Here is a 26,685-nt window from a genome sequence, read left to right as displayed (position 1 = left end):
CTAATGAAAAAAAATTTAGATGTAATATTTGAAAAAATAAAAAAATATCAAAAGATATCAATATTAAAGCAGTAGGAGAAGCTGTTTCAGAAGTTAAAAATAAATTTTGCAATAATATTTTTTATCTTGTGGTATTAGGACAATTTAAAAGAGGAAAATCAACATTTACTAATTATATTTTAGGAGCTGATATACTTCCCACAGGTGTTGTTCCTTTAACCTCTGTTATTACAAAAATTCAATATAGCCCTGATATATGGGCAAAAGTTCTATATGATGATGGCAGAAGTGAAAATATTGACATTAAAGAATTGGATTTGTATTGCACAGAAAAAAATAACCCCAAAAACATAAAAGGAGTCAAAGAAATACATATAGGATATCCTTTTGAGTTTATAAGTAATGACGTAGTAATCATAGATACACCGGGAATTGGTTCAGTCTATAAACATAATACAGATGTTGCATATAGTTATATAAATAAAGCTGATGCTGTGATTTTTTTGCTTTCAGTAGACCCACCTATAAGTGAACTGGAAAAAGAGTTTTTGTCTAAAATATCTGAAAATATTAATAAAATATTTTTTGTTTTAAATAAGATTGACTATGTAAATGAAATGGAATTAAACGAAATAATCAATTTTAATGAAAATATTGTAAGAGAAATTACAAAGAATGATGACATTTCTATTTATCCAATTTCCGCTAAGTTAGCATTAGAAGGCAAAGTATCAAAAGATAATAATGCAATTAAAAAGAGTGGAACTAAAAAGCTGGAAAATGATTTGCAGAATTTTTTAATAAAGGAAAAAGAAAAAGTGTTGCTTGAAAACTATGCCAAAAATATTGAAAGAATTATTTCGATGTGTCAAACTTTTTTCGAAAGCAGTATAAAATTGAAACAAATTCCATTAGAGCGTCTTGAATCTAATATAAAATCTTTTGAAAATTTTATTAAAGAAGTTGAAAAAAGCAAAAAAGAAATATCATTATTGTTTCAAGGAGATATGAAAAATATTTTACAAAATTTTGATAAAAAGATGGAAGAATATAAACAGTTTATCAGTGTAAGAGTATCGGAAAAGATAAAAGAATATTACCATAGTATTCGTGACTTTAGTCGGATTAAGCAGAAAAAAGAGCTTGAAAAGTACCTTGAAAGGGCTATTATAGAAGAATTTGAAAAATTAAAAGGTTATATTGAAAGAGATATTGAAGAACAATATGGTAAAGCTTTGTCTAATTATCTTTTAAGGCTCAATGCAGTCATTGATAAAGTAAAAACAGTGGCAAACGAACTGTGTGGCATAAATTTGGAATATTTTAAAAGTGCAGGCGGTATTACAGCAGAGAGTAAATTTACATACAAAATAGGATATGATGTTGGTGCATTAGAAATAGACCCTGTGTATTTTACCTATTTTTTGCCTAAAAAATTTGCTGGAAAAATTATTTTAAAAAGGATTTTAGATAGAGTAGACATTGATGTTGATAGAAACATAGGGCGCATTCGCTATGATTTGCTGACAAGAATTGAAGAAAGCTTTAATGAATTTGAAAAAGATATGAATTTTAAATTACAAATGATGTATGATACTGTAAAAGAACTCCTTGCCAAGTCGATAAATGATTATAAACTTGATAAAGATAGCTTTGAAAGAGAAAAAGCCTATTATCAGACGTTGCTAAAAGACATTGAAAAAATACGTGAAGAATTAGATCATGTTTTAAATATGTTGAAATAATATAGTGAAGTATATAAGTGAAAGAGTTTAAAAATTCAACAATAAAAAATATTTTTTTTGGATAAAATATTATTGACATAAGTCCAAAATGGTGATATTATATAACTAGGTAATGGTCATATGACCAAAATAAAAAAGAGGAGGGATTGATATGCCAAGAGGAGATGGAACAGGTCCAATGGGATTAGGTCCAAGAACAGGAAGAGGCTTAGGATATTGCTCAGGATATAATGTACCTGGCTATTTAAACCCCGTAGGAGCATACTGGGGATTTGGCAGAGGCTTCTGGGGGGTTGGAAGAGGATTTAGACACATGTACTACTTGACAGGGCTTCCAGGATGGGCAAGAGGATGGTATGGTTACGCATATCCTCCATATCCTGCATATAACATAAATGAGAAGGATGTCTTAAGTGCTGAAGCAAAATACTTGGAAGATCAGCTCAAATATATAAAAGAAAGATTGGACCAATTAGAGAAAAAAGACGATAAAAAAGAAGAATAATGATTTTGATAAGTGGCAGTCACAAAAGTGGCTGCTGCTTTTTTGTGTCGATTTTTATTGACATAATTTAGTTAATGGGTGTCTTCTTGTTTAATGCGTTTTTGGCGTGCTTTTAAACTAAGTGCGACTTTTTGTTTAATAATTTTATTGACATATGCCAAAAATAATTATATATTAGTAAATGTAAGTAACATATGTCAATAATGAATGGAGGATGCCATATGAAAATAGCTGTTTCTTCTGAAGGAAAAACTCTTGAAGCGAGAGTAGATTCAAGGTTTGGACGAGCTCAATATTTTATTATAGTTGACAGTGAGACGATGGATTATAAAGTTATTGACAACGCTGCTGTAGCCCAAGGCAGTGGTGCGGGCACTAAAGCGGCACAGACGCTTATAGATGAGGGAATAGAAGTTCTCATCTCAAGTAATGTAGGACCAAATGCCATGGAAGTATTCAATGCAGCAGAAATTCCTGTGTATAAAGCGGTAGATGGAGATATAAAGACAAATATAGAAGAATTTAAAAAAGGTTCTCTTGAAAGAATTGCAGAAGCTACAAATAAAGGACATCATCACGAGGGGCATTAAAAATGAGGGGGTTTAAGATTTCAGTCTTAAGTGGCAAAGGAGGAACAGGGAAAACAACTGTTTCTGTCAACCTTGCCAAAGTACTCAATAACAGCGTGTACGTAGATTGTGATGTAGAAGAGCCAAACGGGTATTTGTTTTTAAACCCTCAAATAGAAGAAGAAAAGACTGTTGAAGTCATAATACCCGAAATAAACTCTGATAAGTGCACTCTGTGCGGTGAATGCGTAAAAGCTTGCAGATTCAGCGCTTTGACAAAGTTAATCAAAAAAATCCTCGTTTTTGACCACTTATGTCATTCCTGCGGAGCTTGTTTTGAGATGTGTCCTTATGATACCATAATAGAAAAATACAAACCTATTGGAACGATAAGGAAGGGCAAAGCCCAAAGCGTAGATTTTATAGACGGAAAATTAAATTATGGAGAAGCGACTGGAGTGCCTATTTTAAAAGAGATTAATAAATTGATTGAGAATGTAGATAAACCTGTAATAGTGGATAGCCCGCCAGGGACTTCCTGCCCAGTTATACATTCTATTGAAGGAAGTGATTTGTGCATTCTGGTTACAGAACCTACTCCTTATGGTTTGCACGACTTTGATTTAGCGGTACAGCTTGTAAAACAGAGGGGCATTCCTATGGCCGCTGTCATTAATAAAGCTGGGGAAGGAGACAATATTATCGAGGAATACTGCGAAAAAGAAGGTATAAAAGTTTTAGCAAAAATTCCTTTTAAAAAAGAGTTTGCAGAAGCCTATTCGAAGGGGAAATTATTGATTGAAGTTGACAATGAGGTTAGAGAAATATTTGATAAATTGTCAACTGATGCATTGGAGTTGATAAAAAAATGAAACAGTTAGCTATTTTAAGCGGAAAAGGTGGCACAGGGAAGACCACAGCTGCCACTACTTTAAGTTCGATTGTTAAAAATAAAATTATGGCGGACTGTGACGTAGAAGCACCTAATTTAAACATAATTTTGCAAGGAGAAATTGTTGAGAAAGAGGACTTTTATGGAAAAGAGACGGCTGTGATTGACAAAAACAAGTGCATAGAATGTGGGCTGTGTGAAGAGCTCTGCCGCTTTAATGCGATTTCTAATTTTGAAGTAAATCCTTACTACTGTGAAGGTTGTGGCCTTTGCATGTATAAATGCCCTGTTGAAGCGATTAAATTGGTAGAGGAAAAAACAGGCCATGTAGTATATGCCAAGACAAAGGCCGGAGAAAAAGTAGTATATGCGGAGCTTTTCCCTGGAGCGGATGGTTCAGGGAAATTGGTCACACAGGTAAGAAAAAAAGCGGTAGAAAATATAGGAGATAGCGAGTATTTGATAATTGATGGCACTCCAGGAATAGGGTGTCCTGTCCTTGCTTCTGCAACAGGAGTTGATTTGGTACTGATTGTAACAGAACCTACACTTTCTGGTTTTGCTGACATGAAAAGAGTATTATCAGCGATAGAAGGTTTTAAAATTTCTTCTGTTGTGTGCATTAATAAGTGGGATTTGAATAAAGAAGTATCACAACAAATAGAAAAATATTGCGAGGAAAATAACATTGAAGTTGTTGGAAAAATAAATTTTGACGAAACAGTTGTAAAAGCTTTAAAGAATTTACAAAGTCTTAGCGAATATCCTGACAGCATTGTTTACAGACAAATTTATGAAATGTGGCTTAAAATTAAAAAAATTTTAGATGAAAGGGTGGAAAGTAAATGAAAATTGCTGTTGCTTCAGAAGGCAAAGAAGTTTCAATGCATTTTGGACATTGTGAAGGTTTTTGGATTTTTGATGTGGAGAATGAGGAGATAAAAAACTCTACTTTTTTACCGAATCCCGGTCATAGACCAGGATTTCTTCCAGAGTATTTAAAAGACAAAGGAGTAAATTGTATAATTTCTGGAGGTATGGGTACCAGTGCTATTGAGCTTTTCAACAGTTACGGAATAGATGTAATAACTGGTGCTGAAGGAGATGTTAAGGAAGTAGTAGAAAAGTATATTAAAGGCACTTTGATTTCTTCTAATAGCCCTTGTGAAGAGCACAAATATCATCACTAAAGGGGGAAGAGAGAATAATTGGAAATACAGGTACTCATAGAAAATGTAGTTTTTAATAAAAATTTTGTTGCAGAACATGGATTATCTATTTTAGTAAAAAAAGATGATAAAGAGGTTTTGGTAGATACTGGACAAAGTGAAAACTTTATAAAAAATTGCAGTTTAATGGGTATAGAGGTGGGGAGAATAGAAAAAGTGATCCTTACCCATGGGCATTATGACCATATTGGTGGGCTCAAAGGTTTGCTTGAGAAAAATCCTAATGTAAAGATATATGCCCATAAGAGAATTTTAGATAAAAAATATGCGATGAGAAAAAATGGAAATTTAGATGAGATAGGTTTTAATTTAGCAATTTATAATAAATACAAAAATAATTTTATGCTAATAGATGAAGATACAGAAGTAGAAAAAGGTTTTTTTGTGATCACAAACATTGACATAGTTTATGACAATGAATTCACTACTAAGAATTTTTTAATTGAAGAAAAAGGAGAAAAAATAGAAGATAAATTTTTAGACGAGGTTTTTGTAGTAGTAAAAGAGGAAGATGGAATTAATGTAATTACAGGATGTTCCCATGCAGGTATATTAAATGTTTTGGAAACAGTAAGAAGGTGTTTTGAAGGAAGTTCTCTCAAGTCATTAGTTGGGGGTTTCCATTTAAGGGGCATGCCAGAAGAAGAAATCATAGAAATAGCTAAAAAGATAGATAGCTATGGAATAGGGAAAATATATACAGGCCATTGCACAGGAATAGACGAATATGGGATTTTAAAATCAGTGCTAAAAGAAAAATTATCCTATTTAACTACAAGTTCTTCCATTATTGCTTAAGAGCCCACAAATTTAACATAAGTTAAAAGATGGAATTGCACATATAGACCTTAATAAGTGCAGAGACTGTGGCATAGGGTCGATTTCATAGAAAAAAGGCTATCGCAAATTAATTTAATATTTTTTGCGATAGCCTTTATCTTTTCCGATAGTTCTATTTTGAGATAAAATAAGTTTTTTGATATTTTCAAGGCTATTTACAGTTTCGGATGGGTTGTCAGGTACCTTTCCGGGATAGAGCTTATATAACTTTTTATACTCATCTATACCTATATTTGGCATTATTACATTAGCTCCACATTGCAATCCTTTTATATAGCCTAATTTGTCTTTGACACCCAAAGCAGTCGTAGCAGGCATATTTATATCTGGCATGAGAAGCCTTGCTAAAGCCATCATCTTTAAGACTGTTTCCACATCTCCACCTTTTTCATTTTCTAATGGGGTGTTTTCACAAGGGATAAAAGGTCCCATTCCCAACATGTCAGCATCTATTTTTTTGAAAAACATAAGGTCTTTTGCTAACATTTCTAAAGTTTGACCTGGAAGTCCTATGAGGCTTCCCGTTCCGACTTCATAGCCTAATTCTCTTAAATCTATAAGACATCTTACGCGATTTTCATAACTCATGCCGGGATGTAATTTTTGATATAGTTCTTTGTTTGTGGTCTCAATGCGAAGTAGGTATCTGTCTGCACCCGCTTTTTTTAATTCGGCGTAGTCTTTGGTGGAAAGTTCTCCAATGCTTAAAGTTACTGCCATATCCATTTTTTTAATTTCTTCTACTATTTTACATAAAGTAGTTATTTTAAAATATTTATCCTCACCGCTTTGAAGAACTATTGTCTTCAAACCAGCCGATGCTCCATATTTTGCACATTGTATGATTTCTTCAGGTTCCATTCTATATCGTTTAATTGTCCTGTTAGGACCTCGGAGTCCACAATAAAAACAAGTGTTGCTGCAGTAGTTACTGAATTCTATGAGACCTCTTAAATGTACTTCATCTCCTACATATTTTTTTCTAACTCTGTCTGCAGCTTGATAAAGCTTAGAAGGATTTTCCAAAGCTAAAAGCGTTACAAGACCTTCTTTATTAATGTCGTGCTGTGTTTCTAATGTTTCAATTAACGCATCAATATCTTTCTCTCTTATCATAAATATCACTCTCTCTTTCTCTTTATAAGTTAGTATAAAACAATTGTTAATAAGAAATCAATAAAATTGTTAAACTATTTTTTTATGCAAATTGCAATATAAAAAGGAACAATGGCGTCAGAATTAAATACATTCCAAGTGGCGACACATCCACTACTTACATCTTCTCCTATGTCATACCCAATAAATTCAGCTGCTTTAGATACCTTGTTAAAGATATAAATAAATGATATAATTGAATTAAGTAAAAAAAGAGGAATTAAGTAAAAAAAGAGCAGGTTTGCCAAGATTCTGCTCTTTTTAAATAGAATTTTAAATGGAGGGTAATTTATGGATACTGTAGTTGATGCAAGAGGAAAAAGTTGTCCCACACCTGTTATAATGACTAAAAAAGCTCTGGAGGAAATAAAAGAAGGAAAAGTGGTAGTAATAGTAGATAATGAAGTGTCAAAAGATAACGTTTCAAAGTATGCTAAAAGTGCAGGCTGTGAGGTGGCAGTGGAGGTCAAAGAAAATGAATTTCACATAAATATTTACAAGAAGAAGGGAAGCACCGGTGAAAAAAGTGACAACTATATAGTAGTTATAACCTCTGATAAGTTTGGAGAAGGAGACGAAAGGCTAGGTAAACTTCTAATGAAGAGCTTTATTATTTCACTAAAAGAGCAAAATAAAAAGCCGGATTGTGTAATTTTTATTAATAACGGTGTTAAACTTACAACAGAAGGCTCTGAAGCTATTGTTGACTTAAAAGAACTGATGGAGATGAGTGTGGAGATAATTTCCTGTGGAACCTGCCTCGATTTTTATGGCATAAAAGATAAGCTTTTGATAGGAAGTATTACAAATATGTACACAATTACTGAAAAAATGACTAATTCAAGAGTAATAAAAGTTTAAAATATGACAAATTTTAGTGAGTATTGTCGATGTTGTGAAAACAAATTAGTATTGACGTTAATGGAAAAATAAAAAGGTAATGACTAAATAAAGGAAGTTATGATGGAAAAGCGATTATAATCTTTGGGTTATGGTTATGGCCCCGGTATAGGAGAAAATTACAAAAGGCTTATAATGACTTTATCGAGAGCTTCCGGAGCCCTGGTAGCGGAATTGATTTAGAACTTGACGATATGGTAAAACTGTTATGGGAAAGAGGCATTTATTGCAAAAAGGTCCGGGGCTATTTATATTTACTAAAGAAATGAGGTGATAAAAATGGTGGAACGAGTAAGACTTACACAAATGACTAAAAGTTCGGGTTGAGCTGCAAAAATTGGCCCTGAGGCCTTGGCACAGGTTCTGTGTCAATTAGATATAACTTTGTGACAAAAACTTGTTGGTAGGTTTAAATAGCAATGATGACGCAGCAGTGCACGAAAGGGATGTTGAATGTGCACGAGCAGGTCAAAGGACAGCAATAAATTTGGCAAATGTAAAAGTTGAAGAAATAAAACGAGGAGACGTAATTGCTCCTGTTGGTGCTATTACACCTTCTATGATTGTTGATGTAAAGTTATCTCTTTTAAAAACGGCAAAACCTTTAAAAAACAGAGATAGGATAACTAATAAAAATTGACGATGAGATGTATTTGAGCAGGAAGAATTTCATGGAAGCTCAAAAAATATTAGTAGAATATTTAAAACAACATGGAGAAATAACCTTGGGTATCTATAGGGATTTACTAAAGACCAGCCGAAAATATGCCATGTCGATTTTAGAATATTTTGATTCGATAAAGTTGACAAAAAGGATAGATAATGTAAGAATTTTATATAAAGGCGAATAGGCCTTTTTTCTTTGTATAAAAGTATAAAAAATAAAAAAAGAAAATAGGGGAGGGATAGTGATATAATTAGGGTGGCGGGAGTATGTGGGAATCGAACCCACCTCTCGCTATTTAAGCGAGAAGCTAGATTTGAAGTCTAGTAGGCACACCAGCACCTATCTACTCCCGATAACATATTTTATATCATTTTTTGAAGTTTTTCAACTCTTTTAATTGTTGATGTGTCAAGAGTTAGTAGGTGATTCATTCAGCTGACATTTTGCACAGTTTGCTCCGGTGATAGAGCAGACTAAACTAACGCTCGACCTTGGACTCCGACGGGGTTCCGGGCCCATTCGGCGTCCTTGCCTCAGGGGCCCGCCTCCGGCATCCTTGCCTCCAGCCCCGCTTTCGCCTCTCAGTCTCGCTAAGTTTCCCGGCACTCAACCGAAAATGTTAAAAAAGGAGAATAAGAGAAAGGACCAGCCCGTTCAGTTGAGTGCCGGGCTGTCAAGTCGCTTCTCTTGTGCAAAATGTCAGCTCCTTACCTACTTAAATTTTACACGGACATTGTTAATATATACTAGTGAATTTATGAGAAAGGAGAATAAAAATGCAGGGCAACTATAGAGCGTTTAGCTCTTTTTATTTTATTAATTCCCAAAAATTCGATATAAATGCTATTGATTTGTTTATTTTTTTTATGTTATAATTTTTCAAGAAGTAACACGATCGTGTTGTCCGTATATATTAATTAAATTATTAAAAAAATTATTTCTGGAGGGGTATGAAGGTGTCAAAGGTATCAAAAAAAGTAAACGTTGTTATTGCTGTGTTGTTGATACTTGTCATTTCTTTAACAGCTTGTAGCAGTAAATCTTTACAAAATCAAACACAAACATCTGAAAAGCCTAAAGAAACTTCTCAAACAATTACAGTGACGGATTTAGCTGGGAGACAAGTGGAGATAAAGCTGCCAGTACATAAAGTTGTAGGAATAGGTCCAGGAGCACTTAGACTCATCACTTATGTAGATGGAATTGACAGAGTAGTAGGAGTAGAAAATATAGACAAAAAACTTGCAAACGGGAGAACTTACAACATGATTTTTCAAGATAAATTAGCTCAACTTCCTACTATTGGGCAAGGAGGTCCTGATTCTACCCCAGATGCAGAGAAACTGGTAGAAGTCAATCCAGATGTTATTTTTGTGATATCTTTGCTTGACAAGGCTAAAGCTGATGACCTACAGGCCAAAACAGGAATTCCTGTGGTAGTTTTAAGTTATGGTAAGCTTGGAACCTTTGAAGAAGATGTATATACTTCTTTAAATATTGTAGGTAAAATTATGGGAAAAGAAGATAGGGCACAGAAATTAGTCAATTGTATAAAGGATATTCAAAAAGATTTGAATGATAGGACGAAAGATATACCTGAGGATAAAAAGCCTACAGTTTACATTGGTGCTTTAGGATTTAAAGGTGCTCACGGTATAGAAAGTACGCAAGGAAATTATCCCCCTTTTATGGCAGTACATGCAAAGAATGTTGCTGATACTTTAGGACAAAAAGGCAGTATCATGATAGAAAGAGAAAAATTATTAGCTTGGAATCCCGATATAATATTTATCGATGAAGGGAACTTCAATTTAGTTAAACAAGATTACCAAAAGAATGCTGATTTTTACAAAAGTTTAAAAGCGGTAAAAAACGATAATGTGTATGGAATTCTTCCTTATAACAATTATACGACAAATATAGATACAGCTTTAGTTGATTCCTACTGGGTAGGTAAAGTGCTGTTCCCTGAACAATTTAAAGATATTGACCCTGTGGCAAAAGCAAAGGAAATATACACCTTCTTCTTTGAGGATTACGGCAAAAATGTGTATGACAAAATGAAAGAAGTGTACGCTGGTTTTGAAAAAATTAAGTTTTAGTGTATAATAAAGTTCCCCCACTTAAAAGGTGGGGGAATTACAAAGATAAGGGGATGAAGCCTTGAGACAGTCATTTATAAATACTATACCAGAGAGTTATAATCGATACATCAAGAGGAAGGTATTTATAATACTTTTAACTGCTTTATTGACCTTAATCCTTTCAATATATGCGATAAATGCTGGTTCTGCCGGGCTTAGTGTTTACGATGTCATAAAAACTCTTTTAGGACAAGGGGAAGAGAGATTTCGCATTATAATTTGGAATATTAGGATGCCAAGAATTTTATCAGCAATTGTGGCGGGAATTGGTCTTTCAGTTGCAGGATGTGTAACTCAAAGCATTCTCAGAAATCCTTTGGCTTCTCCTTTTACTTTAGGTATTTCACAAGGAGCGGCTTTTGGAGCGGCAGTAGCTATCATTGTATTTGGAGCAGGTAGTACTACAAATCCTGATTCTGTGATTATAAATAATCCTTATTTAGTAGTGTTTTTTGCTTTTTTAGGTTCTATGGGTTCAACAATAGTGGTATTGATGCTGGCAAAAAGGTTTAGGGTAACTCCTGAAGCAATGGTTTTAGCAGGAGTAGCACTTGGCTCATTGTTTTCAGCGGGTACCACGATTTTACAATATTTTGCCGATGATGTAAAACTGGCTTCTGTTGTATTTTGGACATTTGGAGACATAGGAAGGGCATCCTGGAAAGAGTTGGGGATAATGTCTGCTGTAATCGGCATTTCTTTAATATACTTCATGTTTAACAGGTGGAATTACAATGCATTAGATAGCGGAGAAGAAACAGCAAAGGGGCTTGGGGTTGACGTTGAAAAAGTGAGATTATTAGGCATGTTTATGGCATCGTTGATTGCTTCGGTTATTACCTCCTTTGTAGGAATTATAGGTTTTATTGGATTAATTGGACCACACATAATGAGAAGGTTGATTGGAGGAGACCACAGATTTTTGATTCCTGCTTCTTCTGTAATTGGAGGCTTGATACTTTTAGCTTCAGATACGTTAGGAAGAACTATTATTTCCCCTATAGTTCTTCCTGTCGGAGCGATAACGTCTTTTTTAGGAGCTCCGGTTTTTCTCTACGTCCTTTCAAGGGGGTACAGAAGATGATTTTGGATATAAATGGAATTGAATTTAGTTACAGCAGTGTGCCTGTTTTAAAAGATGTCAAATTTACTCTTAAAAGAGGAGAATTGTTGTCTATCTTAGGAAACAATGGAGCAGGTAAATCCACTCTTTTAAAGTGTATAAATAAAATTTTAAAGCCCCACAAAGGTACGATATACATTGAAAAAGATGAAATTTCAAAATTAAGTAGAATAGAAGTAGCCAAAAAAATAGGTTATGTAGCTCAGAGGCATGAAAATGCCCGGTTTACTGTATTTGACGCTGTGCTTTTAGGCAGGAAACCCCATATAAAATGGGACGTTACTGATAAAGATATAAAAATTGTAAATAACGTGTTAAAAAAATTTGACTTGGAAAAATTATCTTTGCGGTATTTAAGCGAATTAAGTGGTGGAGAACTACAAAAAGTGGTCATAGCAAGGGCATTGGCACAGCAACCTATTGTAATGCTGTTAGATGAACCGACAAACAACTTGGATTTAAAAAATCAAATTGAAGTTCTAAGAATTGTAAAAGAGGCGGTTAAAGAGCAAAACATTGCGGCTATTGTAATATTTCATGATTTAAATCTCGCTCTTAGATTTTCTGACAAATTTTTATTTTTAAAAAACAATACTATTTTCGCCTATGGTGGAATGGAAGTTATGACTGAAGAGAACATAGAAGCTGTCTATGGAATACCCGTTGCAGTTGAAAAGTGCCACAATATACCAATAGTTGTACCACTTTAAATTATGGAAAGGGGTAGTTTAGCTTGGACTTAATACCTATAGGAATTATACGTAGTCCTTATAGTAAAAGGGGAGAGGCTCCCAGACAGGGAAGATTATCTGATAAAGAGGCTGTTTTGGAAATATACCCTGAATTTCAAGAGGGACTTCAAGACATTGAAAATAAAAGACATATAATTGTACTTTATTGGTGCCATTTAGGAAAACGAGATGTTTTAAAAACGATCACTCCTTTTGCCCCTGAAATAAAAGGGGTGTTTGCTACAAGGTCTCCTTCAAGGCCTAATCCCATAGCTTTTTGCGTTGCTGACCTTATAAAAGTGGAAGGCAATAAATTATATGTAAAGGGTATAGATGCCTTAGATGGAAGTCCTATACTTGATATAAAACCTTATGTTTATGAACTTGACAGTATAAAAGGACCTGAAGATATATTGCAATGTTAGGAGGATGCAGAATGGACAAAGAATTGTGGGAAAAATGTGTGGCTTTTCACGGCCATGAATGTCCAGGCCTTGCTATAGGTTTTAGAGCTTGTGAAGCTGCTATTTCAAACCTTAATCTTAAATTTTCAAGAGATGAAGAAGTAGTCTGTGTGACAGAGAATAATGCCTGTGGTGTTGATGCAGTTCAATATATTACAGGATGCACTTTTGGAAAAGGAAATCTCATTTACAGAGATAGAGGCAAACAAGCTTTTACTTTTTTTAGAAGAGATACCAATGAAGGCATAAGGATAGTATTAAAAGCTTTCAATAAATCAAACGACAGAAAAGAGTGGCAGGAATATTTGCTAAATGCGTCCTTAGAAGAAATTTTTGATTTTAAAGTTCCGAATTATGACATACCTCCAAAAGCAAAAATATACCCTTCAATACAATGTGAAATATGTGGTGAATATGCAGCAGAAAATAAAATAAGATTTAAAGAAGGTAAAAAAGTTTGTATTGATTGTTTTGGAGAGTAGAGGAAATCCTCCCCTTACAGAAGGGGGAGGATTATAGTATATTTTTTGATGAATTTTATAGACAGTATATAAGAGGTGAATAAAAAGAAATTAATTTATACATGTGGAGTATACCTTAAGAAGCCTTGTGCTAAAGGGGAGACTAATTTTCCGAAAAATTGTCCTACCGTTGAAAGAAGGGATATAGTATTTGAGGTGATAGGCCATATAATTCAATATTTTAACATTAAAACAATTTTATAGGAGTGTCAATGACATGAACAAACTGTTTTTGATTTTCAACCATTACCTAACTAAGGAGCAGGAAGAAGAGGCAAAGAATAAGTTAGATGTATCACAAATAATTTCACTTCCAGAGGATTTGCAGAATTTTTGGTGTAACATCCCGCCCGATATTGATTTGACAGATGATATGTTTTTGGGGCTAACTCAGTTTTTGATTGAGAACAAGTCGGATGTTCAAAACTTTTGCCTTGTGCAGGGGGATTTTGGTGCAACTGTTTACATGGTTAGCTGGTGTTTGAAAAATGGCTTTATTCCTATATACGCAACAACAAAAAGAGCTGTCCAGGAGATAAGAAAGCCAGATGGCTCAGTTGAGATAGTAAAGTTTTTCAAGCATGAGAGGTTTAGAAGGTATATAATATGTTATGTATAGTAAATTACTAATAACATTTTTCAACAGACTAAGTCACATAAAAATTTTTATCGATTCCTAAAAAAAAACAGGGAAGTATAAGTCATATTTTGTTCTTAGTTCTTTATTTGTTTTACCTTTTTATACAATACGATTTTAGAAATATTTAAGTGGTTTATCAAAAAAAATACTGTGGTATTACTTTTATATAAAAGTATTAACTGCAAAAATATAACTCTTTTCAAACACAAATTGGAGGGATATTTTTGAGAATAATCTATCAAGTGGGAAGAATGGATTATAGAACCGACCTGCAGCAATTTGTGGTCAGAGATTTTGAAGGGAAAAATTACAAATTTGAAGCAAAATATGAGCTTTCATCATTTGCGTTAAGAGAATTTTTAAAATCCCAAGGGATAGATAGCAAAGTTGTCCTCATTTATCCTGTGAGTATAGTTTTAAATGAAGGCCTTGGCAATGCTAACTTTGATGAAGATTTGAAAAATGAGCTAAGAGAAATTTTCAAAAATCCAAGCAGCTATCTAAAAAATCCAAATGACTTCATAGAGAGAATTCCTCTTGAAAAGGCAAGAGATGAAAAAATTATTATCCACTCATTGGGCACATACTTAAAAGAAAATCCCATTGAACTTGACAGCTCATATGATGATATTGTTTTAGAAATTTTACTTGATATGATAAAAAGATATTTAAAAGGCACTGTAGATATATTTTATATAGACATTTCCAGTGGACACAACATATACATTTCTGCAATGATAGAGGCATCAAGACATTTTGTGGTTTTTACAAGGCTTAGGCATTGGATACACAAAGAAAGGATACCAAAGGTTTACCTTGTATTTTCTGACCCAATTTTAGGCAGTGCGGCAACCTCATTTGATATACACATTCAGCCTCAAATTTACAAAGCATTCTTTTCATCACCTATCACTCGTGAGGATGTTATATCGAAGAATTTTTCATTTTTGAAGAATATCTATGAAGAGATAAATAACAATGGAAAAGGAAACTTAGTAGATTTACAAAAACAGCAGGTTCAGCTGGTTCGGCAAAACCGAAAGTCTTTGAGAGAAAAACTTGAAATGTTTGTTTATATATTCTCTGCAATAAAGAACAACATACCACTCTACATCTATTATCTGCCTTATCATACCATTTCTGACATTGAAGAGGAACTTGAAAAGCTAATAAACTATGCAGAAAGCAAACTCAATCAGGGGTATTTAAATTCACCAAAGCTTGACAAGGGAGCATATTTAAAGGCTATTTTGAGCTTAGGATTTTACATGGGTTTGGTTGATGTTTTAAAAGTGTTTGGAGTTACTTCATTTGACCAAGACACTGGGCTTGATTTGAAAGTTTTGAAAGAGGGATTTGAAAAGATTTATGAAATCTTTACACTTCCGATGAACAACGTCATGCTTGGTAATGAGATTTCAAATGACTCAGAGAAAATAGAAAAGTGGATTTTAGAAAAGGGGAGTTTCAATTACTGGGAAAAACTTTTGAAAATTCTATATCCTGAAAAGCAGTTGAGTAGTTGTGATGAGAGAAACTATTTTGCTCACTCAGGGTTTGAGGGAAATGTGACTGATGTGAGGTTTGATGGTAAAAATATTTTTGTTAGATATACAGAGGATATTAAATTTGAGACGATTAACAACTGGTTAAAGTCAAGAGTGTAAAAAGGGAGAGGATTTTTAAGATAAGTGAAGGGGTACAGAGTTGGGTTTTGATATATTTAGCCGACATCATGCAAAGATGATTTATAGAGATTAACAGACAAGATAAATTATTCCAGATTATGTTCAAGAGAGCTCAATTTTTCTCTGAAAAAATCAGTATCTAAAGGCTTTGATACTTTTGTATGAGGCAATAATTGTTTTATTCTCTGATGTATATACTATCGGAGACAATATGAACTATGATGCTCGTGAAGAAAGCAGGAAGAAAATAAAAGATGAGGTGCAGAACATAGAGTGTTATCATCCTGAGAAGAATAAATTAATCAAAGAGCAGGAGGATGCTGAAGTTTTGCTAAACCTTGAATATGTTAGAAATGCGGCTTCACACGGTTCTTCGGCACGAAGCAATCAAAACTATCTAGAAGATTTAGCTACATTCAAAGAACTATTTGATTCTGCGTCAGGGCTGTTTGAAAAGATGATGAAAAGAAGGTGGTTTTTGGCATGATTTTTTACAATATTTACTCATCTGAGGAAGAAAAAATTTTTGACCACAGGCTATTTTTAGGTGCTCTTTTGCACGACACAGAAAATACAATTCTGAAAGATTTCCAAATAACATCGCTCATTCCCAGCTATTACAAGCCTTCTGAGTATGAAGAGCTCTTGACTTCCATTGCTGCTAAAATTTCTGCTGCAACAGACGGAGAAGGCTATGACGAGATCGAAGAAGAGAGCCAAAAAGTAAAGCAGATGATTTCTATCTTTTCAAACATCAAACTTGAAGAAGAAAAGGAGCAAAAATCAAATCAAGATTTGTACTATAAATTATTGTCAAAAAAATATGAGATAGAGTTTCCATACAATTCACCTAAAGAGAACTCATCAAAAGATTACGAAGAATTATGGAAAGAATTTTTTCTGAAAATGAATCAATTGCGCCAGAATTTCAAAGAATCAATTGATATAGAAGATTATGCAACAGCAGTTTACAATCTCATGCAGCAGTATACCTACAACATCCCATCAGCTTTTTATCATAGCAAGCTTGATATTTCGCTTTGGGCACACAGCAAATCAACAGCAGCAATTGCCTTTTGTCTTGACAGAGAGCTCAAATACAGATTCAAAGGTGACACGGTAAGGATAAGAAAAGAGCTTGAGACAATTTTGACAAAGCTCAAAAACAAAGGCTCTATTCAAAAAGGAGATGGGGAGCTGTTTTGCCTTGTAAAAGGTGATGTTTCTGGCATTCAGGATTTTGTTTTTGACACCAAAATGAACGGTGCGCTAAAAGCTCTTAAAGGAAAATCATTTTACATAGCATTCCTGTTGGACACAATTGCAAGATTTATCTTGAAAGAAGAAAACATGCCTATTTGCAACCTTATATACAACGGTGGTGGGCATTTTTACCTTCTGATGCCAAAGTCATTTGAAGAAAGGCTTCCTAATTATCAAAGCATAATGAATAGTATAATGTTTAGATATCACAAAGGAGCTTTGAGTGTTTTGTTAGGAAGCTGCAGCATTGACCTTTTATCATTTATGAGCAATATTGGTGAGAAGTTTGATGAGGTTGCAAAGAAAATTCAGATTAGAAAGAGCAAAAAATTTGATGATATCATCAAAAATGAAAAACTGAAGTTTTTTGAGCCTTTTGATGATTTTGAAAACAAATGTCCACATTGTGGGAATTTAACGTACACAAACGAGAATGTCTGCACTTTTTGTGACAGCTTTGTTGAGCTTGGGCAAAAACTCATGAAGAGTTTGTTTATAATTGACAATTGGGGAAGGCCGGAAGTTTCAGAAAAGCCGGGTGACATATATAAAATATTGGCTGAATTTGGAAGGAGAATTAAATTTTCCTCACATTATGAGAGTATTTCAAACACAATAATCATAGACATGGTAAAAATTCAAGAGTTAGAGAAAGAAAATTCACTGTCCAAAAAAGACATATTTGAGGTTGAATATTATGAAGCACTTGACATATCAACATATGTGCCTATGGATAAAGATGGTGATATCAAACTTTTAGATGATATTGTGAAAGAGTCAAAGGGGCTAAAAACGTGGGGGATAGTGCGAGGTGATGTTGACAATCTTGGAAGGATATTTAAAGATGGCTTAAAAGACAAAAACTCACTTTCAAGAGTCATGACGTTGTCTCAGGAGTTTTCTCTGTTCTTTGGATATTACTTTAATAAACTTACAAAGGAGCAAGGTCCTAATTCAGTTATTATTTACGCAGGCGGGGATGATTTTTGCGTGCTTGGCCCGTGGTCGGACATGCCTCACTTAGCAAGCACAATTTATAAGAAGTTCAGAGATTATGTTTGCCAGAATGAAGACATAACACTGTCCATGGGCTTTGAGATAGCACCAGATAAAAAATACCCCATCTACAGAGTTGCAACAGTGTGTGGTGAACACCTTGATGGGGCAAAGAAGTTTGAACGCAAAAATGGCAAGAAGAAAGATTGCTTTGCATTTGGTGGTAACTTTGTCGGTTGGGAAGATTTTGAGGATTTGAAAAATATAAAAGAAAAAATTGTGCATCTTGTAAAAGACAAAAATGTTTCAAAAGCCTTGATAAATGTTATATATTCGGTTGACAAGTTAGAAAAGATGGCGAATGAAAGTAGTGAGATGTTCAAGTCATGGAGATTTGTATACTATATAGCAAAGCTAAAAGATAGGTACAAAAGGCTAAAAGATGAGCTTGATGAAATTTTAAATGCAATAATCAAAAAGGAGACAAATTCACTTTACGAGTATGCATATTTAGCAGCCCGCTGGGCTGAGCTTGAGATAAGAAGCTAAGGTTTTAAATTAAAGGAGGGATTTTTGATATGCCAAATGTTAATATCAGAGCTCTAAAAAATGAGATATTAAAAGAAGTTAAGACTGCCATCAATCCTGATAAGGACAAAGATGGCAAGGTATTTTCTGAGGTTGCAAAGAAAACAGGGCATCTTTTAAAAGAATCCAATGTAACGGTTACACAGCTGCGCAAGGTTTTCACAGAGGTCAAAAGACTTTCCCCAGAGGATGAGAACTACAAATACAAACTAAAGCTTTTAAAAGCAAAGATGGCATATACATCAGGAAGATTTCCAAAGCTAAAAGATTTTCAAGATATAGTCGATGAGGCATTGCCAATTGCAGAACAAAATGAGAAAACATTGGAGAGATTTAAAGACTTTTTTGAGGCAGTTGTTGCATACCACAAATTCTTTGGCGGAAGAGAATAAAAAATAAAAAACATTATACATTTTTGGGAGGTTGGATTTAAAATGGATGTTATTTTAAAAGGCAAATACATCGTAAAATGCAAAATAAAGGCAGTAACAGGTCTTCACATAGGAGAAGGTAATAACAGCTTAGAGATTGGTGGAATTGACAATGCTGTTGTAAAGGATGCAGAAGGCAAGCCATACATACCGGGGTCTTCACTCAAAGGAAAAATGCGTTCACTTATGGAGTTTGCAGAGGGCAAAGTGAAGGATGAACTTTTGGTTGTAACTAAAGGAGAAAGAGATGGGACATCTGGAATACACATTCACATCTGCGGCGATGAAGACTGTGTTGTTTGTGGGCTTTTTGGCAGGAATCATGGCAAACATAAACTCAAAAACGGCGAAGAACGTGATTTCACAGATGCAGTTCTCCCAACAAGATTAATTGTCCGTGATGCAAAACTAATTAAAAAGTCAATCACTGACAAAATGAAAGAGAATCTTGATTTGGAGTGGACAGAGGTCAAGTTTGAAAATAACATAGATAGAATAACCTCAAAAGCAAATCCAAGGCAGAGTGAAAGAGTCCCAGCTGGAGCTGAGTTTGAGGCAGAGTTTGTTGTAAACAGGCTTAAGGTTGATGGAGAGGATGATGGTGACCTTTACATCAAAAAGTTAATTCAGGCAATGCGTCTATTGGAAGATGATTATCTTGGTGGTCAGGGCACAAGAGGCAATGGCAAGGTTCAGTTTGTTGATATAAAGATTTTCTACAAGGACAGGGATGCGTACTTTACTCAAAAGCAGCCGCAGGTTATAGCTGAGGCAGCTGCTCTTAAAAATCTTCAATTTTAAAGGATGATAAGCTATGAGCAACAGGAATCTTTATAAAGTCAAACTCAAATTCAAAACCCCTGTTCACTTTGGCTCGAAAGAAAAGACATACAATACAACACATACCATGGCACATTCTGATACAATTATGAGTGGAATTATAAATTCATATTCGTTGCTATTTGGCAAACAAAAGACAGATGAGCTGATTAATAGCTTTTTAGACGGAAAACCTGCATTCAAAGTTTCATCTACAATGCCATATTTAATGGATAAGTTTTTTGTATTCAAACCAATGGGTTTGGATTTACAGGAATATGTAAAATCTGATGATAAGAAAAAAATAAAAAAAGTAAGATTTGTTGGAGAGGAAGATTTATCAAACCTTTTCAAAGGTGCATTTGAGCCAGCAGGAGATTTTTTATTAAAAGCAGAAGAAAAGGCACAATTTTATTCCGATTTATGGAAAATCAAAGAAAGACCAAGGGTGGCAATTGATAGAATTACTTCTTCTTCAAATATATATTATTTTACCCATTGCCAGTTTAAAAAAGACACAGGGCTTTGGTTTTACTTAGAGATTTTAGACCAAAACTTAGAAGATGAGATAAAAGCTGCAATAAGGCTTTTGGGAGATGAAGGCTTAGGCGGTGATAGAACATCTGGATTAGGACTATTTGAGCCTGAGTTTATTGAGGTATCTTCAACCAACAATTTAAAGAAAGATGGAAGCTATTACATGCTACTGTCATTAACAAGTCCAAAAGACAATAAGGAAATAGAGAGATTCACGTTTTATGAGATAACAACAAGAGGAGGATATATTTACTCAAAAGGCGATTTTGGGACAAAAAAGAAGACTGTTAGGATGTTTTCTGAGGGGAGCATCGTAAAAGACAAAGTTGAGGGCAGGGTAGTTGATGTAACACCAACCGGTTTTAGTGCACACAGCGTGATAAGATATGGTTTGGCGTTTTTGATTCCCTTGCCAGAGGGGGTGAGTTTTATTGGTGAGTAAAACATATGAAGTTGAGGTTTTAACACCACTTGTGATAGGTAGTCAAGATAAACTGCAGAGCTTTGAGTTCATAAAAGAGGGCGATTTTTTAAGGGTTATCAATTTTGATAAGCTATTTGAGATGAGTATTTCCAAAGAAGGCTTGATAGATACAATAACACACGCACTTGAAACAAATCCAAGAGGATTTAGACTGGATGATGTTGTAAAAAAATATGCAATTGATGTTGATAAATGTACAAGGTATAAGATAAAATTAGACGGTGTGAGGTCTTTACCAAATGAGGTTGTATCATTTGTAAAAAGTGCAGGAAGGGCATATATTCCGGGGGCGTCATTAAAAGGTGCAGTGAGGTCATTTTTAACAAAGGCGTTAAAAAGTACTTTGCTCAAGCAGTATGAAAATGCTCTTAGTTCTGCTTATGAGAAAAAGATAAAGGCAATTGACCAAAGAAGAAACGGTGTTAGTCCTCAAGAGGTTGATGATGCTGCAGAAGTCAATATTTTTTTTCAATCTTATTTTTCGCCTTTTAAGTTCCTTCAGATAAGTGATACTGAATTTGTGCTGTATGAAAATATGTCCGGCTATGAGATAAAAGTTTTGAATATCTGCGACAACAAAGTCAAGTGGTATAATAGGCGAGGAAATTTTGATGACCCTCAATGTGGTTTGTCAATTGTGGCAGAAGGGATAAACCCCTTAACAAAGCTAAAAGGCATAATAAAGGTTGGAGATGGATTTGTCTTAGGCAATGAGGCAACAGGCGGTTTAAAAGACAAGTTTGTCAACATCGCCAGTTATAAAAACTGCATTGAGTTCCTGGCAGAAGTAATCAACAGTGCAACTGAGAAGTATATATCAAGTGAAATAGAGTTTTACAGCAAATACAAACTAACACAGATTGTTGCAGAGTACAGAAAGTTAATTGGGATTTTAAAAGGCCTTGCGCCAAATCAGTTTTTGATTCAGCTTGGATTTTCAACCGGATACTACTCAAAAACAGTTGGGATGTTTTTCGAGAAAGAAAGCTTTGCAAAACTAAAAGTGGTTGACAATAACTCAAAGATTTACCCTGAGCTTTTCCCAAAAACAAGGAGAGTTGTTTTCAAAAGCGGAAATATATCAACAATTCCTGGCTGGGTTAAGGTGACAATAGGCGAAGAAATGCTCAAAGACTTTTAAAGGTGGTGTAAAAAATGGCACATTACTTTGTTTTAAACTTTTTTGCAAGAGAGGATGGAGTCTTTCTTCCATCCTCTTATTACAATGAGATTTTTGGTATGATAGGAGATGCGCTTTCTTCACATTTGTACACAATAACACCAATTAGAACTAAAAACAAAAAAGAGGTACAAGATGGTATTTGGGTTTTCAATGATTTTAGAATTTATCTTGCAACACCGTTTGTTGAAATTGTGTCCCAAAATTTGTTTAGGCTATTCAATGTTCTCTTAAACCCTTTTGAAGGGATTTATCTTCAAAGAATTACTTTCAAAAGGATTTGCGCAAAAAAGAGCGGCACACTTCTGAGTGGAGTTTTTGCAAGTTTAAACGGTGTTGCATTAGATTATGAAAAAGAACCTGAGATTTTTTCAGAGAGTTTGAGAAAGTTTCTGATAAAGGTGTATGAAAAAAAGTTTGGCAAATTACCTGACGATACAAGGTTTTTCTTCCTGATAAAGGATAATGTAAAAAGGCAGGTTTTACTTCCTACAAGGCTTGAGTTTTTTGGAAACTATGAAATTTTTTCATCAGATGAGCTTGCAGAGATTTTTTGCCAGACGTTCTGTGTGAGATAAATTAAAGTTCGACACTACCGGTATTAGTGGACGAAATAGATGAAATATTGTGGGAGAAGTGGAGAAAAATGTACAAATAGTTATTGACATATGTCAATAAAAGATGTATATTTAAATTGAACATATGTTTGAAATTTGGTGATTTATTATGAATACTATTAAAAGTAAAAATGATTTAATGCCCCTTTTAATAAAGGCTTTAAAAGCAAATGGCTTAAAAATAACTGAAAAGCGACAGATCTTACTAGATGTGTTTTTAAAAAATCCAAATACTCATTTTGACTTTGATACCCTTTACCAAGAAGTAAAGAAAGAATGTCCCCATTATGGTGTAGCAACTCTTTATAGAAATTTAAAAATTTTTGTAGACAGAGGTATATTATCAGAAAATGTGATTGGGGATAAAAAATACTATGAACTTAAAATGTTTAACAAAAAAAAGATTCATGCTCATTTAATTTGTAAATATTGTGGCAGTATAGATGAATATTACAGTCCTGATTTGATTAGATATATAAAAATGATAGATCAAAAATACGATTTTGATGTATATTATGGAGAGTTAAATTTTTATGGAATATGTAGTAAATGTAAAAAAACTATTCAAAGAGATGAGGAACATTGATATGGGTGGCTATTAAAAAATTTTTGGAAGGAGGCAGGAGAAAATCCTGCCGTCTTAATTATAATATTTCTGTAGGTTTACAAAAAAAGGATGTTAAAAAATTATTTTTTATTGACAAGGTTATAAGGCAATGATATACTAAATATTGAGGTAAATATAATTATGTATACTACATTTTGTAGAAAATTCAATAATATCAAATACAGGTGCCCAATTTTGGCTTCAAAATTGGGTTAAAAGGGAAGCAGGTGAAAGTCCTGCACGGTCCCGCCACTGTGATGGTGAGCTCTTTACATTATGCCACTGTCTGTTCAGACAAAAGGAACCGTCCCCAATGTTTGAAAGATGGGAAGGCGTAAAGAGCGGTGACCCTAAGTCAGGAGACCTGCCTGTATTTGCATCACTTGCTCTACGGTGTATAGAGGAGGTGAGGTACCTTTGTATACCTCTTAACTGGCCGTAGGAGTTAAGAGGGTTAATTATTTGCAAAAGAACAATGAAATGGAGGTTTAAAAAGATGAAAATCGCTATGAAGGTCATAAAAAGAAATGGAAGAGAGATTGAATTTGATAAATCTAAGATTGTAAATGCTATATATAAAGCTTTTAAAGCAGTGGGGGAAGGAGAATATGAACAAGCAGTTGAAGTAGCAGATGAGGTTACTGATTATGTTGAAAAGCATTTAGAGGGAATAGCCAGTGTGGAGCAAATACAAGATATTGTTGAACAGTATCTTATAAAACACGGCTACGCTAAGGCTGCAAAAGCGTATATTTTATACAGAAAGCAGCATCAAGATATTAGGGAATTTAGAAACATGTTCATGGATATTGAAAAAATGGTGGACGAATACATAGGAAAACAGGACTGGAGAGTAAATGAAAATAGCAATATGAGTTATTCACTCCAAGGTTTAAATAACCATATCTCCAGTACGATAACAGCTCATTACTGGTTAAACAAAATATATCCTCCAGAAGTTAGAGATGCCCATGTAAATGGAGATTTGCACATTCATGACTTAGGTCTTTTATCTGTGTATTGCTGTGGATGGGATTTAAGGGATTTACTGCTTTCTGGATTTACAGGGGTGGAGGGGAAAGTTCAAAGCAAACCTCCAAGGCACTTTAGGTCCGCTCTTGGACAGATTGTCAACTTTTTCTATACACTTCAAGGGGAAGCAGCTGGTGCACAAGCTTTTTCTAATTTTGATACTTATTTGGCACCTTTTATATATTATGATAATCTTTCTTACAAAGAGGTCAAACAGGCTTTACAGGAGTTTATATTTAACATAAATGTTCCAACTAGAGTGGGATTTCAAACTCCTTTTACAAACATAACTATGGACCTTGTGGTACCGGAGATTATGGCAGATGAACCTGTTATAATTGGTGGTCAATTGATGGATAAAACATATAAAGAATTTCAAAAAGAAATGGACATGCTAAATATAGCATTTGCAGAAGTTATGATGGAAGGGGATGCCAGTGGCAGGATATTTACTTTTCCAATACCCACTTATAATATAACTAAAAATTTTGACTGGGATAGTCCTGTCATAGATAAAATAATGGAAATGACTGCAAAGTATGGTTTACCCTATTTTAGCAATTTTGTAAATAGTGATTTAGATCCCAATGATGTGAGGTCGATGTGCTGTCGGTTGAGGTTGGACAACAGAGAATTAAGAAAGCGTGGGGGAGGGCTTTTTGGAGCGAACCCTCTTACAGGTTCAATAGGGGTTGTAACAATAAATATGCCAAGAATTGGATATTTATCTAAATCAAAAGAAGAGTTTTTCCAAAGGTTAGAAAGGCTTATGGATATTGCAAAAACAAGCCTTGAAATAAAGAGAGAAATTTTAGAGAAAATGACTGAAATGGGATTGTATCCTTATTCAAAATTTTACTTAAGAGATATAAAAAAGAGATTTGGATTTTACTGGCAAAACCATTTTAACACAATAGGACTCATTGGAATGAATGAAGCACTATTAAATTTCATGGGAGTAAGTATAGCCAGTGAAGAGGGAAGGAAATTTGCAGTTGAAGTATTAGATTTTATGAGGCATAAATTAGAACAATATCAATTAGAATTTAATTTCATGTACAATTTAGAAGCATCCCCTGCAGAAGGAGCTTCCTATAGATTGGCTAAAAAAGATAAAGAATTATTCCCCGATATAATAACTGCAGGTAGCGATGTGCCTTATTATACTAATTCAACACAGCTTCCTGTAGACTTTACAGAAGATATATTTACTGCTCTCGACTTGCAGGAGGAATTGCAATGCAAATATACAGGTGGCACAGTGTTTCACGGATTTATCGGTGAGAGCATAAATGATGTAAATACCTGCAAAGCTTTGGTTAAAAAGATAGCTCACAATTACCGAATACCTTACTACACAATAACGCCGACTTTTTCAATATGTGAAGACCATGGATATATATCGGGAGAATATTTTGAATGCCCATACTGTGGAAAAGAGTGTGAAGTTTACAGTAGAGTTGTAGGATACTACAGACCAGTTAAAAATTGGAATAAAGGAAAGCAAAAAGAGTTTAAAGAAAGAAAGGAATTTGCTATATGATGTACGACTTTATGCCTGTTTCTTTTGTCGATTTCCCGGGAAAAATTGCAGCCACTGTTTTTGTAAGTGGCTGCAATTTCCTGTGTTCTTACTGTCACAATAGTTATTTAATCCCTTTAAGAGAAGGAGTTCGCAGTGAAAAAGAATTTTTTGACTATCTCAAAAAAAGGGCAAATGTAATAGAAGGGGTTTGCATAACAGGGGGAGAACCAACGCTGTGGAAAGGATTAAAAGATTTTATAAAGGAGATAAAGGCGTTAAATTTTAGTGTAAAGCTTGATACTAATGGTTCAAGACCTCAGATATTAAAAAATTTGTTAGAGGAAAAGCTTATTGATTATGTAGCTATGGATGTAAAAGCTCCTCTAGAAAAATACGATTTGTTTTTGAAAAATAAAGCAGATATAAATAATATACAAAAAAGTGTGGAGATAATTAAAAATTCTGGAGTGGATTATGAGTTTAGAACTACTGTAAATGATAAACTTCTTGCTTTAGAAGATTTTATTTCTATTTCTGATTGGATTTCTCCCGCAAAAAGATATGCCTTGCAAAGGTATAAATATGCTGAAGGAGTCTTGGATAAAAATATAAGTGGTATAGAGGACTGCGATATTAAATTTTTATTAGAAATAAAAAAGGCAATTAGTGGAAAATTCAGTGAAATACTGATTAGACAATAAAAAGAGAGGAATTTTCTCTTTTTATTGTTTTCGGAAAAAAGAAATTTGCTAATAGACATAAGTTTTAAAAGGTTTTATAATATACTTAGACA

General features: G+C 34.1%; 27 protein-coding genes, 1 tRNA gene, 1 pseudogene and 1 riboswitch. Of the genes and pseudogenes, 27 read left to right on the top strand and 2 right to left on the bottom strand.

All coding sequences use genetic code 11. The features are described from left to right. The first annotated feature begins 128 nt into the window (after positions 1-128). The 7 genes from TKV_RS08555 (at position 129) to TKV_RS08525 (ending at position 5,738) form a co-directional block, all read left to right on the top strand. A complete protein-coding gene (locus TKV_RS08555) occupies positions 129-1,745 on the top strand; it encodes a dynamin family protein (RefSeq protein ID WP_236617231.1) in 1,617 nt (538 codons plus the stop codon). 151 nt (positions 1,746-1,896) lie between these two features. After that, positions 1,897-2,250, top strand: coding sequence for a DUF5320 domain-containing protein (locus TKV_RS08550; protein WP_049685579.1), 354 nt, complete (start codon positions 1,897-1,899; stop codon positions 2,248-2,250). Positions 2,251-2,471: 221 nt separating this feature from the next. After that, positions 2,472-2,840 carry a NifB/NifX family molybdenum-iron cluster-binding protein gene (locus tag TKV_RS08545; protein ID WP_049685578.1) on the top strand — a complete coding sequence of 123 codons (369 nt, stop codon included), beginning with the start codon at positions 2,472-2,474 and terminating at the stop codon, positions 2,838-2,840. 2 nt (positions 2,841-2,842) lie between these two features. Then, positions 2,843-3,691: an ATP-binding protein gene (locus TKV_RS08540; RefSeq protein WP_049685577.1), complete on the top strand. Its 849-nt coding sequence runs from the start codon at positions 2,843-2,845 to the stop codon at positions 3,689-3,691. Continuing rightward, a complete protein-coding gene (locus tag TKV_RS08535; protein ID WP_049685576.1) occupies positions 3,688-4,560 on the top strand; it encodes an ATP-binding protein in 873 nt (290 codons plus the stop codon). The genes TKV_RS08540 and TKV_RS08535 overlap by 4 nt, the downstream gene beginning before the upstream one ends. Next, positions 4,557-4,901 (top strand): NifB/NifX family molybdenum-iron cluster-binding protein, encoded by a 345-nt coding sequence (locus tag TKV_RS08530; RefSeq protein ID WP_049685575.1) that lies wholly within the window; start codon positions 4,557-4,559, stop codon positions 4,899-4,901. The genes TKV_RS08535 and TKV_RS08530 overlap by 4 nt, the downstream gene beginning before the upstream one ends. Positions 4,902-4,919: 18 nt before the next feature. Continuing rightward, entirely contained in the window at positions 4,920-5,738 is an 819-nt protein-coding gene (locus TKV_RS08525) for an MBL fold metallo-hydrolase (protein ID WP_049685574.1), read from the top strand. A gap of 114 nt (positions 5,739-5,852) precedes the next feature. On the opposite strand, the gene hydE is transcribed toward TKV_RS08525, so the two are convergent. Next, complete coding sequence (gene hydE, locus TKV_RS08520; protein WP_049685573.1) at positions 5,853-6,896, bottom strand: [FeFe] hydrogenase H-cluster radical SAM maturase HydE; 1,044 nt, start codon at positions 6,894-6,896, stop codon at positions 5,853-5,855. Between the two features lie 330 nt (positions 6,897-7,226). Here hydE and yedF point away from each other — a divergent pair, with 330 nt between their 5' ends. The 3 genes and pseudogenes from yedF (at position 7,227) to TKV_RS08500 (ending at position 8,686) form a co-directional block, all read left to right on the top strand. Next, positions 7,227-7,796, top strand: a complete 570-nt coding sequence (gene yedF, locus TKV_RS08510; protein ID WP_049685571.1) for a sulfurtransferase-like selenium metabolism protein YedF — start codon at positions 7,227-7,229, stop codon at positions 7,794-7,796. 318 nt (positions 7,797-8,114) lie between these two features. Continuing rightward, positions 8,115-8,274: pseudogene (locus TKV_RS13590) on the top strand (selenide, water dikinase SelD); the annotation flags it as partial. Positions 8,275-8,506: 232 nt separating this feature from the next. Then, positions 8,507-8,686: a SelB domain-containing protein gene (locus TKV_RS08500; RefSeq protein ID WP_049685569.1), complete on the top strand. Its 180-nt coding sequence runs from the start codon at positions 8,507-8,509 to the stop codon at positions 8,684-8,686. A 72-nt stretch (positions 8,687-8,758) separates the two neighbouring features. Here TKV_RS08500 and TKV_RS08495 read toward each other — a convergent pair. Beyond that, positions 8,759-8,853 (bottom strand) — tRNA-Sec (locus TKV_RS08495). Positions 8,854-9,458: 605 nt separating this feature from the next. On the opposite strand from TKV_RS08495, the gene TKV_RS08490 reads away from it, so the two are divergent. The 17 genes from TKV_RS08490 (at position 9,459) to TKV_RS08410 (ending at position 26,593) form a co-directional block, all read left to right on the top strand. Next, positions 9,459-10,604 carry an iron ABC transporter substrate-binding protein gene (locus TKV_RS08490; RefSeq protein ID WP_049685568.1) on the top strand — a complete coding sequence of 382 codons (1,146 nt, stop codon included), beginning with the start codon at positions 9,459-9,461 and terminating at the stop codon, positions 10,602-10,604. 61 nt (positions 10,605-10,665) lie between these two features. Then, positions 10,666-11,730, top strand: a complete 1,065-nt coding sequence (locus TKV_RS08485; protein WP_049685567.1) for a FecCD family ABC transporter permease — start codon at positions 10,666-10,668, stop codon at positions 11,728-11,730. After that, positions 11,727-12,479 (top strand): ABC transporter ATP-binding protein, encoded by a 753-nt coding sequence (locus tag TKV_RS08480; RefSeq protein ID WP_049685566.1) that lies wholly within the window; start codon positions 11,727-11,729, stop codon positions 12,477-12,479. The genes TKV_RS08485 and TKV_RS08480 overlap by 4 nt, the downstream gene beginning before the upstream one ends. A 23-nt stretch (positions 12,480-12,502) precedes the next feature. Continuing rightward, positions 12,503-12,925 carry a tRNA (N6-threonylcarbamoyladenosine(37)-N6)-methyltransferase TrmO gene (tsaA, locus tag TKV_RS08475; protein WP_049685565.1) on the top strand — a complete coding sequence of 141 codons (423 nt, stop codon included), beginning with the start codon at positions 12,503-12,505 and terminating at the stop codon, positions 12,923-12,925. Positions 12,926-12,936: 11 nt separating this feature from the next. Continuing rightward, positions 12,937-13,446: an FmdE family protein gene (locus TKV_RS08470; protein ID WP_049685564.1), complete on the top strand. Its 510-nt coding sequence runs from the start codon at positions 12,937-12,939 to the stop codon at positions 13,444-13,446. Positions 13,447-13,702: 256 nt separating this feature from the next. Then, on the top strand, positions 13,703-14,104 hold the full coding sequence (csx20, locus tag TKV_RS08465; RefSeq protein WP_049685563.1) for a CRISPR-associated protein Csx20: 402 nt from the start codon (positions 13,703-13,705) through the stop codon (positions 14,102-14,104). A gap of 245 nt (positions 14,105-14,349) precedes the next feature. Beyond that, complete coding sequence (gene csx1, locus TKV_RS08460; protein ID WP_049685562.1) at positions 14,350-15,792, top strand: CRISPR-associated CARF protein Csx1; 1,443 nt, start codon at positions 14,350-14,352, stop codon at positions 15,790-15,792. A gap of 178 nt (positions 15,793-15,970) precedes the next feature. Continuing rightward, positions 15,971-16,300 (top strand): hypothetical protein, encoded by a 330-nt coding sequence (locus TKV_RS08455; RefSeq protein WP_148307259.1) that lies wholly within the window; start codon positions 15,971-15,973, stop codon positions 16,298-16,300. Continuing rightward, a complete protein-coding gene (gene cas10, locus TKV_RS08450; protein ID WP_049685560.1) occupies positions 16,297-18,621 on the top strand; it encodes a type III-A CRISPR-associated protein Cas10/Csm1 in 2,325 nt (774 codons plus the stop codon). Before TKV_RS08455 ends, cas10 begins: the two co-directional genes overlap by 4 nt. A 29-nt stretch (positions 18,622-18,650) precedes the next feature. Next, positions 18,651-19,052, top strand: coding sequence for a type III-A CRISPR-associated protein Csm2 (csm2, locus tag TKV_RS08445; RefSeq protein WP_049685559.1), 402 nt, complete (start codon positions 18,651-18,653; stop codon positions 19,050-19,052). Positions 19,053-19,094: 42 nt separating this feature from the next. Beyond that, positions 19,095-19,892 (top strand): type III-A CRISPR-associated RAMP protein Csm3, encoded by a 798-nt coding sequence (csm3, locus tag TKV_RS08440; RefSeq protein WP_049685558.1) that lies wholly within the window; start codon positions 19,095-19,097, stop codon positions 19,890-19,892. A gap of 13 nt (positions 19,893-19,905) precedes the next feature. Then, positions 19,906-20,889, top strand: a complete 984-nt coding sequence (gene csm4 / locus TKV_RS08435; RefSeq protein ID WP_049685557.1) for a type III-A CRISPR-associated RAMP protein Csm4 — start codon at positions 19,906-19,908, stop codon at positions 20,887-20,889. Continuing rightward, positions 20,882-22,072, top strand: a complete 1,191-nt coding sequence (csm5, locus tag TKV_RS08430) for a type III-A CRISPR-associated RAMP protein Csm5 (RefSeq protein WP_322785804.1) — start codon at positions 20,882-20,884, stop codon at positions 22,070-22,072. The genes csm4 and csm5 overlap by 8 nt, the downstream gene beginning before the upstream one ends. 14 nt (positions 22,073-22,086) lie before the next feature. Then, on the top strand, positions 22,087-22,689 hold the full coding sequence (locus tag TKV_RS08425; RefSeq protein WP_049685555.1) for a hypothetical protein: 603 nt from the start codon (positions 22,087-22,089) through the stop codon (positions 22,687-22,689). 148 nt (positions 22,690-22,837) lie between these two features. After that, positions 22,838-23,314, top strand: coding sequence for a Fur family transcriptional regulator (locus TKV_RS08420; RefSeq protein WP_049685554.1), 477 nt, complete (start codon positions 22,838-22,840; stop codon positions 23,312-23,314). 187 nt (positions 23,315-23,501) lie between these two features. Continuing rightward, positions 23,502-23,721: riboswitch (cobalamin riboswitch) on the top strand. Positions 23,722-23,831: 110 nt separating this feature from the next. Next, positions 23,832-25,910, top strand: a complete 2,079-nt coding sequence (locus TKV_RS08415; RefSeq protein WP_049685553.1) for a ribonucleoside triphosphate reductase — start codon at positions 23,832-23,834, stop codon at positions 25,908-25,910. Beyond that, the gene (locus tag TKV_RS08410) at positions 25,907-26,593 is read left to right on the top strand and encodes an anaerobic ribonucleoside-triphosphate reductase activating protein (protein WP_049685552.1); all 687 of its coding nucleotides are present in this window, start codon (positions 25,907-25,909) and stop codon (positions 26,591-26,593) included. The genes TKV_RS08415 and TKV_RS08410 overlap by 4 nt, the downstream gene beginning before the upstream one ends. Positions 26,594-26,685: the final 92 nt, after the last annotated feature.

Source organism: Thermoanaerobacter kivui (genome assembly GCF_000763575.1).
Lineage (GTDB): Bacteria > Bacillota > Thermoanaerobacteria > Thermoanaerobacterales > Thermoanaerobacteraceae > Thermoanaerobacter > Thermoanaerobacter kivui.
This window is presented reverse-complemented; position numbering and strand designations above follow the sequence as displayed.

Coding starts and splice junctions, on each gene's coding strand:
- TKV_RS08425 (WP_049685555.1), top strand. CDS start 22,087: ATGGCACATTACTTTGTTTTAAACTTTTTTGCAAGAGAGGATGGAGTC.
- TKV_RS08545 (WP_049685578.1), top strand. CDS start 2,472: ATGAAAATAGCTGTTTCTTCTGAAGGAAAAACTCTTGAAGCGAGAGTA.
- csx20 (WP_049685563.1), top strand. CDS start 13,703: ATGAACAAACTGTTTTTGATTTTCAACCATTACCTAACTAAGGAGCAG.
- TKV_RS08480 (WP_049685566.1), top strand. CDS start 11,727: ATGATTTTGGATATAAATGGAATTGAATTTAGTTACAGCAGTGTGCCT.
- cas10 (WP_049685560.1), top strand. CDS start 16,297: ATGATTTTTTACAATATTTACTCATCTGAGGAAGAAAAAATTTTTGAC.
- TKV_RS08410 (WP_049685552.1), top strand. CDS start 25,907: ATGATGTACGACTTTATGCCTGTTTCTTTTGTCGATTTCCCGGGAAAA.
- TKV_RS08530 (WP_049685575.1), top strand. CDS start 4,557: ATGAAAATTGCTGTTGCTTCAGAAGGCAAAGAAGTTTCAATGCATTTT.
- csm4 (WP_049685557.1), top strand. CDS start 19,906: ATGAGCAACAGGAATCTTTATAAAGTCAAACTCAAATTCAAAACCCCT.
- hydE (WP_049685573.1), bottom strand. CDS start 6,896: ATGATAAGAGAGAAAGATATTGATGCGTTAATTGAAACATTAGAAACA.
- csm2 (WP_049685559.1), top strand. CDS start 18,651: ATGCCAAATGTTAATATCAGAGCTCTAAAAAATGAGATATTAAAAGAA.
- TKV_RS08420 (WP_049685554.1), top strand. CDS start 22,838: ATGAATACTATTAAAAGTAAAAATGATTTAATGCCCCTTTTAATAAAG.
- TKV_RS08535 (WP_049685576.1), top strand. CDS start 3,688: ATGAAACAGTTAGCTATTTTAAGCGGAAAAGGTGGCACAGGGAAGACC.
- csm3 (WP_049685558.1), top strand. CDS start 19,095: ATGGATGTTATTTTAAAAGGCAAATACATCGTAAAATGCAAAATAAAG.
- TKV_RS08415 (WP_049685553.1), top strand. CDS start 23,832: ATGAAAATCGCTATGAAGGTCATAAAAAGAAATGGAAGAGAGATTGAA.
- yedF (WP_049685571.1), top strand. CDS start 7,227: ATGGATACTGTAGTTGATGCAAGAGGAAAAAGTTGTCCCACACCTGTT.
- TKV_RS08540 (WP_049685577.1), top strand. CDS start 2,843: ATGAGGGGGTTTAAGATTTCAGTCTTAAGTGGCAAAGGAGGAACAGGG.
- TKV_RS08470 (WP_049685564.1), top strand. CDS start 12,937: ATGGACAAAGAATTGTGGGAAAAATGTGTGGCTTTTCACGGCCATGAA.
- TKV_RS08550 (WP_049685579.1), top strand. CDS start 1,897: ATGCCAAGAGGAGATGGAACAGGTCCAATGGGATTAGGTCCAAGAACA.
- TKV_RS08500 (WP_049685569.1), top strand. CDS start 8,507: ATGGAAGCTCAAAAAATATTAGTAGAATATTTAAAACAACATGGAGAA.